At 49.4% G+C, this 13,704-nt stretch carries 11 protein-coding genes; 9 read left to right on the top strand and 2 right to left on the bottom strand.

Annotated elements, in window-relative coordinates; all coding sequences use genetic code 11:
- Window positions 1-119: 119 nt before the first annotated feature.
- The 8 genes from L1N82_RS17260 to L1N82_RS17225 all read left to right on the top strand — a co-directional run bounded on the left by L1N82_RS17260 (window position 120) and on the right by L1N82_RS17225 (window position 9,939).
- On the top strand, window positions 120-626 hold the full coding sequence (locus L1N82_RS17260; protein WP_235288708.1) for a GyrI-like domain-containing protein: 507 nt from the start codon (window positions 120-122) through the stop codon (window positions 624-626).
- A gap of 77 nt (window positions 627-703) precedes the next feature.
- The gene (locus L1N82_RS17255) at window positions 704-1,225 is read left to right on the top strand and encodes a hypothetical protein (RefSeq protein ID WP_235288707.1); all 522 of its coding nucleotides are present in this window, start codon (window positions 704-706) and stop codon (window positions 1,223-1,225) included.
- A 250-nt stretch (window positions 1,226-1,475) separates the two neighbouring features.
- Window positions 1,476-3,356, top strand: a complete 1,881-nt coding sequence (gene htpG, locus L1N82_RS17250; protein ID WP_235288706.1) for a molecular chaperone HtpG — start codon at window positions 1,476-1,478, stop codon at window positions 3,354-3,356.
- Window positions 3,357-4,765: 1,409 nt separating this feature from the next.
- Entirely contained in the window at window positions 4,766-5,350 is a 585-nt protein-coding gene (locus tag L1N82_RS17245) for a hypothetical protein (protein WP_235288705.1), read from the top strand.
- A 233-nt stretch (window positions 5,351-5,583) separates the two neighbouring features.
- Window positions 5,584-6,201, top strand: a complete 618-nt coding sequence (locus L1N82_RS17240; RefSeq protein WP_235288704.1) for an MFS transporter — start codon at window positions 5,584-5,586, stop codon at window positions 6,199-6,201.
- Window positions 6,198-6,629: an MFS transporter gene (locus tag L1N82_RS17235; protein WP_235288703.1), complete on the top strand. Its 432-nt coding sequence runs from the start codon at window positions 6,198-6,200 to the stop codon at window positions 6,627-6,629. The genes L1N82_RS17240 and L1N82_RS17235 overlap by 4 nt, the downstream gene beginning before the upstream one ends.
- Window positions 6,630-6,894: 265 nt before the next feature.
- On the top strand, window positions 6,895-8,376 hold the full coding sequence (locus L1N82_RS17230) for a family 43 glycosylhydrolase (RefSeq protein ID WP_235288702.1): 1,482 nt from the start codon (window positions 6,895-6,897) through the stop codon (window positions 8,374-8,376).
- A gap of 219 nt (window positions 8,377-8,595) precedes the next feature.
- Window positions 8,596-9,939 carry a copper amine oxidase N-terminal domain-containing protein gene (locus tag L1N82_RS17225; RefSeq protein WP_235288701.1) on the top strand — a complete coding sequence of 448 codons (1,344 nt, stop codon included), beginning with the start codon at window positions 8,596-8,598 and terminating at the stop codon, window positions 9,937-9,939.
- A gap of 90 nt (window positions 9,940-10,029) precedes the next feature.
- On the opposite strand, the gene L1N82_RS17220 is transcribed toward L1N82_RS17225, so the two are convergent.
- Window positions 10,030-10,584, bottom strand: coding sequence for a DinB family protein (locus L1N82_RS17220; RefSeq protein ID WP_235288700.1), 555 nt, complete (start codon window positions 10,582-10,584; stop codon window positions 10,030-10,032).
- Between the two features lie 160 nt (window positions 10,585-10,744).
- Here L1N82_RS17220 and L1N82_RS17215 point away from each other — a divergent pair, with 160 nt between their 5' ends.
- Window positions 10,745-11,302 (top strand): leucine-rich repeat domain-containing protein, encoded by a 558-nt coding sequence (locus L1N82_RS17215; RefSeq protein ID WP_235288699.1) that lies wholly within the window; start codon window positions 10,745-10,747, stop codon window positions 11,300-11,302.
- 105 nt (window positions 11,303-11,407) lie between these two features.
- Here L1N82_RS17215 and L1N82_RS17210 read toward each other — a convergent pair whose 3' ends face one another.
- Window positions 11,408-13,408, bottom strand: coding sequence for a methyl-accepting chemotaxis protein (locus tag L1N82_RS17210; protein ID WP_235288698.1), 2,001 nt, complete (start codon window positions 13,406-13,408; stop codon window positions 11,408-11,410).
- Window positions 13,409-13,704 lie beyond the last annotated feature (296 nt).

Genomic DNA, 13,704 nt, shown 5'->3' with positions numbered 1-13,704 from the left:
CGCCGCGCTGCCATGACCGCTGCATGACCTCATACACTCTTCTGGCAAACTGGACATAGAGCTGTCCGTGTTGCTTCCCTATACTGTTCTTAAACTATACGAAAGAGGGCAGATCACCTATGAACACCCAATATGTTGAACGACCATCCCTGACATTGATTGGTTTATCAGCAAGGACGACCAACGCAGAGGAAGCAGCCGGCAGCGGCCGCCTCCCGCAGCTGTGGCAGCAGTATATGGAGAGCGGACAGCTGGCAGGTACGACGGTGGACAATCCGCATCTGGTGTATGCGCTGTATACGGATTATGAGAGTGATGCGAGCGGCGCCTACACCGTTCTGATTGGGCATGAGTCTTCCGAACTGCTGCAGGAGCAGCCGAAGGAAACGGCGTCATTGCCCGGCTTGACAAGAGGGTTTGTTCCCTCTGGAAGCTACATGGTATTTACTTCTCGCAAGGGGCCAATATGGGAGGTTGCAGCGGAAGCCTGGCAGGATATCTGGGCTTATTTCAGCCAGTCTGAAGTGGAGGAACGTACCTATGCGGGCGATTATGAGCTGTATGATTTCAGCAAGTGGACACCTGAGGAAGCGGTTATCAGCATTTATATTGGAATTAAGGGCTGAGCACGCCGGTTAGAATAGTGTCTGTTTCAATTGCAGATTTCTTCCAACTAAGGTAACCTTAGTGGTGGAGGGGATGCGTGAATATGATCGTAACGATGACAAAGGAAAAGTTTGAACGGCTTGAGGATGAGCGGCTGGGCTGGCTGTGCGTGGAGCAGACGCTGATGTTCGTTCGCGGCCGGGATGCTGAGGTTAAGAAGCAGGCAATGGGACAGTTGAATGATGCCCAGCGTGCGGCGTGCATGTTTCGGGTGCTGTATGATCATGCCAAGCCATCGGCAGCCGAGTTTTATGCATGGATCGCCTATCTGCTGGACACTCCCGGTTACTGGGATGGGGTGAGGAGTGCAGCCCGGTTCTTCGCGGATGAGGATATGCTGAAGCTTCTGGAAGAGTCCAAGGCGGGGATAGAGTTGGAATGTCGGCACCGGGGAATTACCCTGCAGCAGGTATCCATGAGTGATCTGCAAGCAAACGAAGAGCTGGACCGCAAGATTAACGCCTTGTATGAACGTTTTCTTGCAGTATCCGAGCAGAGTCACGCCAGGATCGCCGATTATATTCGCTCGAACCCGAGTACCTTTGTCCATCTTACGTAATCATCCCATCATTCCATCTGCCAGTATTCCTATTAGCTAAACAAGCTGCGACCGATTTCGGACAGAAACCCGGTTGACAGCTTTTTTTGGGTTATGGTATATAAAAGGAAGGGTTAGCACTCTGGATCATAGAGTGCTAACAGACGTATAGCATAGAACACCAGCCTGGAAGGCTGGCTTCATAGGACAAGCGTAACCCAGCAGCTAACGTCGTCTTATTTTCCAATGTGAAGGGAGAAGGACACAAACCATGGCTAAGCAGCAGTTTAAGGCCGAATCCAAGCGTTTGCTTGAGATGATGATCAACTCGATCTATACGCAGCGGGAGATCTTCCTGCGGGAGCTCATCTCGAATGCGAGTGACGCCATTGACAAGATCTATTACAAGGCACTGACCGATGACAGTCTCGTCTTCAACCAAGAGGATTACTATATCACCATTAAGGCGGACAAGGAAAATCGCACGCTGACCATTTCTGACACGGGGATTGGCATGACGAAGGAAGAGCTGGAGAACAACCTCGGCGTGATCGCCAAGTCCGGATCGCTTGCCTTCAAGAAGGAGAACGAGGCCAAGGAGGGCCACAACATCATCGGCCAGTTCGGCGTCGGCTTCTATGCCGCGTTCATGGTTGCAGATGTTGTCACGGTCATCAGCCGTGCGCTTGGCACCGGCGAAGCGTTCAAATGGGAATCCGCAGGCGCGGACGGCTACTCCATCGAACCAAGCGAGAAGCTTGAAGTCGGCACGGATATTATTTTGAAGATCAAGGAGAACACCGAAGACGACCAATACGACGAGTATCTGGACGAGTACCGCCTGCGCTCTATTGTGAAGAAGTATTCGGACTTCATCCGCTACCCGATCAAGATGGATGTGAAGAAATCCCGGCAGAAGGAAGGCGCGGAGAACGAGTACGAGGAGTACGTGGAGGAAGAGACGGTCAACAGCATGGTGCCGATCTGGCGCAAGAACAAGAACGAGCTGAAGACCGAGGACTACGAGAACTTCTACTTCGAGAAGCGCTACGGCTTCGACAAGCCGCTCAAGCATATTCATATCAGCGCGGACGGTGCGGTGGTATACAACGCCATTCTGTTCATTCCGGAAAATACGCCTTTCGACTACTACACGAAGGAGTACGAGAAGGGGCTTGAGCTGTATTCGAACGGTGTTCTAATTATGAACAAATGCGGCGATTTGCTGCCGGATTACTTCAGCTTTGTTAAGGGTATGGTTGATTCCGAGGACCTGTCGCTGAACATCTCACGGGAAATGCTGCAGCATGACCGCCAGCTGAAGCTGATCGCGAAGAACATCAAGAACAAGATCAAGAGCCAGCTGCTCAGCCTGCTGAAGGATGAGCGCGAGAACTACGAGAAGTTCTACCAGTCGTTCGGCAGACAGCTGAAGTACGGCGTGTACAGCGATTACGGCGCGAACAAGGAAGATCTGCAGGATCTGCTGATGTTCCGCTCCTCGGCGGAGAAGAAGCTGGTTACGCTGGATGAGTATGTATCGCGCATGCCGGAAGACCAGAAGTTCATCTACTACGCTGCGGGTGATTCCATCGACCGGATTGAGAAGCTGCCGCAGACGGAGCTGGTGGCGGATAAGGGTTATGAAATCCTGTACTTCACTGACGATGTGGACGAGTTCGCGATCAAGATGATTATGAAGTACAAGGACAAGGAATTCAAATCCGTACAGAGCAGCGACCTCGGCATCGAGCCCGACAGCAATGAGGAGAAGAACGAAGCGGAGGAGAAGGACAACCAGGAGCTGTTCGAGCACATGCAGTCGATCCTTGCGGACAAGGTCAAGGCTGTCAAGGCTTCCAAGCGTCTGAAGTCGCATCCGGTCTGCCTCTCCACCGAGGGCGATCTGTCCATTGAGATGGAGAAGGTGCTGAACGCGATGCCGAATTCGCAGGAAATCAAGGCGGACAAGGTCCTCGAGATCAACGTCAACCATGAGGTGTTCAAGTCGCTGAAGGAAGCGTATGCGAACGACAAGGACAAGCTGAGCCTGTACACGAACCTGCTGTACGGACAGGCGATGCTGATCGAGGGCCTGCCGATCCAGGACCCAGTGGCGTTCACGAACGATATCTGCAAGGTGATGGTGTAGGCAGTGCTTAGCTGATAAAATGTAAGAGCCGCAGCCCGTTCCCGGTGTACCCGGGGGCGGGCTTTTGGATTGTCAACACTAAATCAAACAACTTGAATAAGGCATTTTCCTTACCATAACAGAAGTAAGATAATCGAGGGTCCGAGAATTCATTAGTCGTTAAAACAGTGAACGTTATCGTGGAGATTGACGTCAAGTTACTCACCGGTAAGGGGGAGTGTGGGGTCAGCGAATTTATGCAGTAATTTCAAACGTTACTTTGCGGGATCCGTATGAAACATGTGAGTGTGGTCTAATCGTAATGAAGAGCTTGCTATGGCTTTGTTAAACAAGCGGTACTGTCTTACTGGGGGCGCTGCTGCATTCGATGATTTACCGATTAATAGGTCTGCAAACAAGTACAAGTAGTGCCATTTGCCGGCTACACGCATGTACGTCAAATCACTGATGACATCAGTGTATGGTTTATAATGTAAGTGCTATTGGGGGAGTTGCGTGACTTCGTACATTGCTGATACCGAGTTCTTCTTGTGTGTATTATTTCGTATCACACTTACTTTCGTCCCAGGATGTCATTTTCCCTGATGTTAAACTCTTGGGTAAACGTTCGTCGTGCATCACTATTCTGCCAGCCTTGTTTTCAATTTATATACAATGCACTCATGCAAATGTATGAGTCGGTGAGAAGGCATACTAAGCTGCTCGTATATTACCATGGTCGTGTCGTATGCGCATCGTTTCTTAGATCACACCGGCCAGCTAACGGACGAATTTACCGCGCGGGTCCAAGGCGAAAATAGCAAATTTGGTTTTTATTACAAAAAAATATATCATTTCCTTTTCATCCGCGTTATGCTATTGATATAAACAAATGAATCAAAAATGTCTCTTCAAAAAGTTTGCTCAAACTTTTTATACATAGAGGAGTCATGCCAGTTTATTTGTCAAGTTGGCTTAATATTTGTTTTAGTGTTCTTGCCTATATATTAAGCAAATTATCAATCCCCTCAAAGTTGTCGTGGCTCAATCGTATACTGAATTTTATAATAAGCTGGCCAGCTATTATATATTAAATTTGGGAAGAGGTTTTATATGTATAAGAACACTCGTTAATTGGCTTATCTTGTGGTGTTCTTTTTCTTTCCAATTTCGACGGTAATCCCTTCAATAGTCATAGCAACTGCATGATATCAATAGTAGCATTCTAAAGTGTGCAAACAGGTGAGAAGTACACAATCCTAATTTAAGTAACAACAAATGAAGGCGGATGGTCTCCTCTAAAAAACTCTAGCACGTCCGTTTTGAACTTCACATCTTCACAGAAGTAAATAATATTTAAGCACTAATGGAATGATTATTAAATCTAATCATTTCATTAGTCTTATTTTATCTAAAAGGTGGCTTATGCTATGAAAAAAATAATTCGCTTCTCAATCTTGGTTCTAGCGTTACTCATAAATTTAACAGCTTGTAACAGCAATGATGAGAGTATGTTATCCACTAGCTTGACAAATGATCAAAACCCACAAGTAGTGCTTTCGTATGATCAATATGTAGATGTGATAAAATCTGCTAAGGAAAAACTAAACTTCTCTACCATACCAATGAAGTTAACTGAATCCACTCTAGAAAGTCCGACTATTGTTATAGTCAGTGGAGATATGTCTTTTGACAAAAAGGAATATTTGAGTCTAAAGAATGATTTCGAGGATTCTACACAGTATTTTTTAACATATGAAGATACTACAAATGGGTATGAGTTAATCATCGGATGGATATATACAGAAGTAGACCAAGGGAACAATCTGCTATATTTTAAACCAGATGTTGAAGGAAATACAGGAGACTTTAATTCTATCCTTTCCTTTAAAAATATACTCATACATCTTCAACTTACACATACACAATCCTCAATACCATCCTCTGAGGATTTTGTCAGGGAAAATGAGGCTGTACTCAAAGATGTTGTTCGATTTTTAGAGACCGAGGTTTGATACTAAACCATCTCACACGAAGCAGTAATAATAGGAACTTGGAGGCATATACAATCTTTTGAATTGAGGGATACGGTTTTTAACCGAAGTAACGTTTATGGTAAATAGACAGACTGTCCAAGCACGCTGGCTTACACTCATTGATTTTTTGTATGAACTCAATTTTTTCACACTTATATTTGCCGTATTCCTGGCGGAAAGCGGCCTGTCGCTCGTTACCATCAGCCTGGCCTTTGCGGTACGGAGGACTGCTTGCAGACCGCTGGGGCAGGAAGAACATCGTGATGATCGGTCTCGGGTTATCCGCTGCAGCATATTTACTCTATATATGGATTCCGCCGCAGGTTGTCGTTGGGGTCATCATCCTTCATACGGTCGGCTACTGCTTAATCTCCGGGGCCATTGATGCTCTATTCTTCGATTCTATTCCCGCAGGCTATGAAGACCGGTATAGCGCACTGTACAGCTTGTTTTACAGAATCGCTCTGGGTCTATCTGCTCTTGGTGCCGGTCTGATGTCAGCGTTTGCCGGCTATGCCTTTTGCTTTTACAGCAGCGCTTTCACATGTTTGCTGTCGCTCGTTCTTCTCTGGAAGTTCGTATCGGTTCCTCAAGGTCTGAACGTGGAGCAGAACGCGGGTCCCAGCTTGCTGAGGAAGCATCCCCTTCATAATCTAAGGCCTATATTTGCTTCCAGGATTATTTATTATTTTGTTATCCTCGGCTTTGCTATTGATGCGGTACATATTCCTCTCGAAAATTTCCTGCCTGTCTTCCTGAAGGACGCCGGGTTTTCGAATGAAGAAATCGGTTACTTTGCAAGATGGGCTTTATTGCCGGTGCTTTCATGACCTATTTCATTCTGCCTCGAATTCGCCGTTATCTGTCAGGTGCAGGGGTACTCGCTATCCTCCCCTTCCTCGCTCTAGGTGCTGTTTATGGCATTGTGTCGAGCCGCGGGTGGTTCGTATTAATATTCTTTCTGCTGTCCACGCTGATCATGAGCATGTATACGGCCAGTAAATTTTCGCTGCTCAATCAGTCCATTCAACCTGCTTACCGGTCGTCAACATTATCGTTTGTTTACTTTATGGTCGGCGTAACAGGCATGTTGAGTAATTCGGCGTACGGATTTCTAGCAGACCTCTTTGGTCTGTCTGGTGCTTTCAAATTCATTCTCTTCGTGATGGCTCCAATACTGCTGCTGGCAAATATTATGTTCCGCGGAACCATAAGGCGGCAAAACTGGATACCAGAACGGGCGTGGGTTCAGAGCTGAAGACCGAGGCAGGGGTGTGAATGGCCTAGAAAACTCAGGTTGCGATGGGGCTAATCAATCAGATTAACCAAACTATTAATTAGTTAATTCCTGGTTGTTTTTCCTCTTGTGTCCGGTATAATGTAATTGTAACAAAAATGTAAGCGTATTCACAAAACTGAGAAAGGAGGCAGTTGAACAGTAGGAATCAGGATGTAGGCGGTTATTGGTCTGCTTGATGAGCTGGCTGAACCAGATTATGAACATGATGGGGAGGAATAAAGTGATGAGAAGACAGAGCAGGCAGATGCTGATGCTCGTATTGGCTTTCGTTCTTGGGCTTAGCGTGTTTCCGCTGCAGGCGGGCGCGGCTTCAACGACCTTCATTAATCCTGTGGCGCCGTATTCGTCGGCTGACCCGCATGTTATGCGGCATACGGACGGCTATTACTATTTTGTGCATACCTCGCAGAATTGGGACAAAATCGATATCGTCCGCTCCTCGTCGCTGACGGGTATCGGCAATGGCAACCGTAAGACAGTGTTCACCAAGAATCAGTCGTACTGCGCGGGCGCGAACTGTTATTCCAATAATATCTGGGCGCCTGAGCTGAACTATATTAATGGTGCCTGGTATCTCTATTTCTCCGCGGGCAGCAGTGAGCCGAACAACGCCAACATGCGGATGTGGGTCATCCGCAATACTAGCGCGAATCCGCTGGAGGGCAGCTGGTCCGCACCGATCAAGCTGAGGGATACCGCCGAATACTGGTCGATCGACCATACGGTAGCGAACATCAACGGCCAGCTGTATATCGCCTGGTCGGAGATAGCGCCGGGTCAGCCGCAGCGCATCATGATTGCGAAGATGAGCAGCCCGACGGCGATTCAGGGACGGGGAACGATGATCTCCGCGCCTACTAACGCCTGGGAAACATACGGCGGGCGGGTTAATGAAGCACCAGCCTTCCTTACGCACGGCTCGAAGGTTCACATAACCTTCTCGGCGAGCGGCTGCTGGACCGATGATTACAAGCTGGGGCTGCTGACGGCCAATATTAATGCGGATTTAACGGTAGCCAGCAATTGGACGAAAAATCCGAACCCTGTCTTCCAGAAAACAAGCAGCGTGTTCGGCCCGGGGCATAACAGCTTCGTGAAATCGCCTGACGGCACGGAAGACTGGATTGTCTATCACGCCAACGACGGCTCCGGCCAGGGCTGCGGTGACCAGCGGACGACCCGAATTCAGAAGGTGAACTGGAACGGCGATACGCCGGTGTTCGGTGAGCCGGTTAATCCGGCAACAGCTATTGCGCGCCCTTCAGGCGAAGGGACGGGGGATATTTTCTACCGTATCCGGAACCGCAACAGCGGCAAAGTGCTGGCTGTCCACAATGCTTCGACGGCGGATGGCGCTAACATTCTGCAGTGGACGTACAACGGCTCGGGTGACCAGCGCTGGGCGCTTGATCCGGTGGCCGGAGGCTACTTCAAGCTGCGCGCCAGCCATAGCGGCAAGGTAGCGGATGTGGCAGGCAGGTCAACAGCCGATGGCGCGAACGTTGCGCAGTACACGGACAACGGCGGGCTGAACCAGCAGTGGAGCTTCATCTCCACGAATAACCAGTATTTCGAAATCCGCAACCGCAACAGCGGCAAGAATTTGGATGTCACGAACGGCGGCCTAGAGGACGGCGTCAATGTCGGACAGTGGTCGGACCTGAACAATACGGTCCAGCAGTGGATTTTCGAGCGGGTGAATTGAAGACACATCCATGTAGGGACCTTGAGCTGCTTTGCAGTCAGGGTCCTTTTATCGTGGCCTGCTGTACGCCATACTTTCGCAATCCTTAAATACTTCTAATGGAAGCATGTGGGGATGTCGTGTACCATAGAAGCAACTAGTCTTGCTGGGATAGTTAAGGAGGATGCGGATATTGTCATGGGTAAAGGGTTCAAGGTTAAGCTGCGGGGAGGAGGGCGGATGAGGAAACAGATTATTGTATGCCTGGCTATGCTGCTGTTGATATCCAGCCTAATATCACTGCTGATGCCGCAGCGAGCATATGCAGCTGCCTCACCGGTTAGTGTGTTTGTCGATTTCCGCCAAGTCCCGTTCGATGTGGAACCTGTAAACGTTAAGGGCACGACCCTGGTGCAGTTCCGGCCGCTGTTTGAGGCAATGGGTATGGATGTAAGCTGGGACAGTTCAGAGCGTTTGGTTACCGGGACACAAGCCGGACTGACCATAGATTTGACGATAAATGAACAAACAGCGCAGGTCAACGGCAGGGCGGTTAAGCTGGATCAGCCAGCCAGAATCATAGACGGCAGCACAATGGTGCCGCTGCGGTTCATCGGCGAAGCGACAGGGGCTGTCGTCTATTGGGACGGCACGCGCCGCGAAATAAGCGTAATCTCGGAAGCCTTCCTTGAATCGCTTGGGATTACGAAGGAGGAGATGGAAGCGAAGCTGTCTGGGGATGATACCCAGGCGTCTGCTCCCACTGCTGCTAACCCTTCAGAGGGCGCCGGTAATTCCCGTCCTGCGGACAGCGGCAGTCCAAGCTCCTCTGGCGGCAAGACGAATACATCCGTGGCCGAACCACCCGCTTCCAAGGATGACCGCAAGCCGGCACAGTATGGCAGCGGGGACTACAAGGCCGCAAGCGGGAAGCCGGACCTGAAGAAGCTGCGGGGTATGTATACGGGTATGCGCGCTGACCAGTACGGCTATGAATGCGGCGGTCTGTGCATGGATATGTTCACCTTCTTTGCCGGTAGTATAGTATTCGTTGGTGAACCGCCCTATGGCGGTCCGGAGACCATAGACTGCGAGCGGGATGGTTGCCAGACTTACACGATCAAGAACGGGAAGATGCAACTAAACGGCGGAGAGAGCTATTCCATCCTCGTTACAAAGGACGGCAAGCTGAAGATCAACAATGTTCAGTTGGAGCCGGTGCAGCCGGTCGCAGAGGGCATGACGTTAAAAGGTGAGTATATCCATAAAGGCTATTTCGGCCTTGCGGGGGTAACATCTTATTCATCGGACTGGACAGAAACACTGATCTTGAGCAAAGACGGCACCTTCGAAAGTGATGACTTGTCGCTTGGTACTCTGAATTCCGGCCAAGCGGTGACGAATTCTGCCGCTGACAGGGAGGACACTGGCATCTACCGAATCTCGGGCAACACGATTATTCTGGAATTCGATGACGGACAGCGGGAGCAGGTATTCTTCGAGGTGCTGGAGAACACCAAGCGTGCCAAAGGTGAGGATTTGGTAATCGGAAATAAGAACTTTTACGTGGATCGCAAGGAATAATGCTCTTACCATAAACAAAACAGGCCCAGGCTGCATCAAATGCGCTTGGACCCTGTTGTCTTTAGTCCGAAATCACACTGCTGGAGCTGGTCAAAGCTCAGCTTGCCCCATGCTTCCGCTGGCAGTCGAAGCAGCGCTTGGAGTTCCGTCAGCATACCAGAACAGGGCGTATTCCGTCATCACCGAAGCATGGCCCATCTGACGCAGCATAGCGGAAACATTTCCCCTGTGGTAGGTTCCGTGATTCACCACCTGCATAACCATTTGGTCCAGACTGATCTCCTTCGCCTCTGTGTAAGGGTTATCGAGCAGGAGCAGCCGTTCCAGATTCGTCTCTCTTCTGAATAATTCTTGGTACCGCGCGGACAGAAGCTTGAATAGCTCCGAGAGCTCCTGGGGACTTGCTTTCAGAGCTTCTTCCTCATGAGGCCCGGCAAGCTTCATAGCCTCGGTCATCGGCATGCCTTCCATGATTGCCAGCCAGGTCCAGTCTGTTGTGTATATATGGGCCATCACCGTAGCAACAGAGGGGAAAATGCTCTGCACTTCCTGATTATATACCCCCGAAGGCAGTTCAACGATCCGGTTGAGCATGGTTTGGTTGGCCCAGGCATGATACTCGTACATGGTTACGCAGCTTGGCATAGGAACATCTCCTTTGGCTTTCGGATTCACGATCTTTAATCAGTATATGGGAGTCCCAGTGACAACAGTATGTCAGCGTTAGAAAATAATACAGGTAGTTTAGTGCTGTCTGTATGAAGGAAGGAAGCAGACGATTTGAGAATGTACACAGATCCAAGGGGTGAAGCTTACAGGCAGGTCATTGATCTGGCCGTCCGGAATTCGGAGCGGGCACCAGACAGACCGGCTGTATTTGAGCGGTCATAGGCTGACAGAGCTGCCGGAGCGAATCAGGGAACTTACCGAACTGCGTGATTTAGAGATTTTCGAGCAGGATCTGTATCAGCTTCCAGAAGGGTTGTTTGAGCTGAGCAAGCTTGAGCGCCTGCGGATCATGACCGCTGATCTGGAGAGCCTTCCTGCATTCATTGGCAAGCTGAAGAATCTCAGAGAGCTCAGCATCAGCTGCGGCAGCTCAGATCGTCCCGCACCCGGCTGGCGGCCAAAGCCGAAGGAGGAGATCGGTCTTGACCGTATTCCACCCGAAATTGGGGAGCTGAAGCAGCTGGAGCAGCTAACGATTCAATACAGCTCCATTCAAGAGCTGCCCGCTGAGCTGGAGAAGCTGAAGAACCTGCGCTCCTTGGACCTGGGAAGCAGCATGGTCAAGCAGAAGCCGGATTTTCTGTCCCGTATGCACAAGCTGGAATCCATTCATCTTTCGCAGCAGGCCTTTTGATCAGAGGAGATGGAGGGAGTAAAGAATAGAGGTATCTGGAGTTGTTTAACATAAAAGGGAGCAGACTGCTTGCGGCAGCTGCTCCCTCTTCCTTACTCTACCTTCTTAAACCTTAAACTTCGACACAGCCGCTAACAACAGGGCTGCTGTTTCCTCTGTCTGCAGCATCAGCTGGGCTAACTGCTCGGATTGTATGCGCATCTCCGTTGTTTTCTCGGCGATATTTTGCGTACCCGCAGCATTCTCACTGTTAGAGCCGGTCACTTCTTGGATGGACTGAGCCACATTTTGAATAGATGCCAGCAGCTGTTCAGCTGTTGCGCTGAAATCTGTCACAAGGTATTGAACCGACTCTGCGTCTCTGTAATACTGCTCACCATTGGCAACCATCGCATTATAGTCCTGGATAACCGTCTCGTCGATGAATCTCAGCGTCTTCTCGGAGCTTCTGGTCAGGGCTGTAACGGAATCCATAACACGGCCCGCAACGCTCTGGATTTCGCCGGCTGTATTAGCCGATGTCTCAGCCAGCTTACGGATTTCACCGGCTACGACGGCAAATCCTTTGCCAGCCTCTCCGGCACGAGCAGCCTCGATCGCGGCATTAAGGGACAGCAGATTGGTTTGGGCTGTAATCTGAAGGATGGAGTCCGTCAAGACGTGAATTTGCTCTACGGCCTTTGCTTGTCCTATGGCTGCCCTCGACTCGCTGTCGATTGCATTGCGGATATCCTGAGCCGTATCACGGGAAGATACCGCGGATTCCTTCAAATGCTGGGCACGTTCCGCAATTTCATCTGCCATGGAGGAGCCGTCCTGCGCCTTAATCGCGATTGAGTTTACAGCCTCCTTAATTTCGGTGGAGGTAGCGTTCATCTGCTGAGCCATCGCTGCCGTTTGCTGCATGCCTGCCGACATCTGCTCGGTTGTTTCGGATACCTCCTCCACCTGCGAGACCAGTGAGCTCATACTGGATGTCGATTGGCCAATGTTTGTTTTAACGTTCTCTGTCTCAACAGCAACCTGGCCCAGAACCGCTCGAATGGAGCTGGACATCTGTTCAACTGAAGTGGCTAGTTGTCCGATCTCATCACTGCGCTTTAGCAGCTTCGCCGGCAGGGAATGGGTGAAGTCTGCCCCCGCCATCACGTTCACAAAGTCGGACAACCGCTTTACCGGTTTCGAGATGAACCCTGCTGTAAAGATCGAGATCAGAGTCACCGCCACAACGATGAAAATGATGATAAGCAGGGTCCTGTCAAGATTGCTCCGGAGTCCGTCATACACTTCGTTCTCCGGTACGGTTACAAGGACCTTCCATCCCGTGTTTTTGATTGTAGCGTAGGCAGCGACCTTGGCTATTCCGGAATCATCGGTATAGGAGGCCAGACCGCGCTCCTCTGCCATCATTTTATCAAATACCTCTAGAGTGCCTTTATTCTTCAATGCTTCCTTGTAGTGCTTGTTTATCGTATCTTCCACAGGATGGTATATCGTAACACCCGAATGGGAGATTAGCGCGCCAAAACCGGTTTCACCTATTTTAATTTGCTCGAATGTCCTCTTCAGGGTTTCAATAGAGACAATGTTTAGAACAATGCCCTTAAATTGATTCTGTCCGTCAAAATACGGTACAGCTATGGAGACACCCAGGTCTTGGGTACCTCTAATTGTGATAAGGTCACTTATCGCGGGCTCTTTTGTCTCTTTGGCTGCCTTAAAATATTCACGGTCCGATACATCCGTAAATGACCCGTCCTCAGCAGGGATTAGACCATCCGCGTTGGCTACAACCGCCAACGCGACCTCCGGATCAGTGTTAACGACCGCTTGTACGGCCATATACTGGGCCAGAATATCCTGCTCGTGGAAGTCGGGAGTACTTGTTAACAGCTTTTGTGTTGCGCTTATTTTCGAATGAAGCCAACGGTCTGTAGCAGCCGCGTTACTCTCCGCCAGATCAATTTCCTTCTCGTTAATGCTGCTTGTAAGCTGGCTCTTGAATTGATCCATCTGAATCGCAGCAAGACTTAGAAGGGGAACTAGCGTAAGCAGCAGGATAATTAGTGTGAGCTTAAATCGTAAGCTCTTAAACATTTTCTTCATGATGTCTCTCCTTGGTGTTTGGTATGTAACAGTTATTATCGACACGTTTCGACATTAATGTTAGAGCTGCTACGAGTAATTTTTTTTTATTTATTACAATGGCGCTGCTCTGCGGCACAGCACGTGATTTCTCCAGTTATAACAACTATTTTTGCAAAATTGGTAACACTAATATTGACCTGTTCATTCATTACGTAAGTATTAATTGATTCATAGATATGTTATGATAAAAGCGTTATCATGACATGCTGGAGCAGCCAGAGCATGACCCGTACTTGATGAGATCATACCACCAA

The sequence above is a fragment of the Paenibacillus tarimensis genome, from assembly GCF_021532315.1.
Lineage (GTDB): Bacteria > Bacillota > Bacilli > Paenibacillales > Paenibacillaceae > Paenibacillus_I > Paenibacillus_I tarimensis.
This window is presented reverse-complemented; position numbering and strand designations above follow the sequence as displayed.

What these genes read in the sequence shown, in the direction of transcription:
- L1N82_RS17260 (WP_235288708.1), top strand. Translation starts at nt 120, where the DNA reads ATGAACACCCAATATGTTGAACGACCATCCCTGACATTGATTGGTTTA.
- htpG (WP_235288706.1), top strand. Translation starts at nt 1,476, where the DNA reads ATGGCTAAGCAGCAGTTTAAGGCCGAATCCAAGCGTTTGCTTGAGATG.
- L1N82_RS17245 (WP_235288705.1), top strand. Translation starts at nt 4,766, where the DNA reads ATGAAAAAAATAATTCGCTTCTCAATCTTGGTTCTAGCGTTACTCATA.
- L1N82_RS17235 (WP_235288703.1), top strand. Translation starts at nt 6,198, where the DNA reads ATGACCTATTTCATTCTGCCTCGAATTCGCCGTTATCTGTCAGGTGCA.
- L1N82_RS17230 (WP_235288702.1), top strand. Translation starts at nt 6,895, where the DNA reads ATGAGAAGACAGAGCAGGCAGATGCTGATGCTCGTATTGGCTTTCGTT.
- L1N82_RS17225 (WP_235288701.1), top strand. Translation starts at nt 8,596, where the DNA reads ATGAGGAAACAGATTATTGTATGCCTGGCTATGCTGCTGTTGATATCC.
- L1N82_RS17220 (WP_235288700.1), bottom strand. Translation starts at nt 10,584, where the DNA reads ATGCCAAGCTGCGTAACCATGTACGAGTATCATGCCTGGGCCAACCAA.
- L1N82_RS17210 (WP_235288698.1), bottom strand. Translation starts at nt 13,408, where the DNA reads ATGAAGAAAATGTTTAAGAGCTTACGATTTAAGCTCACACTAATTATC.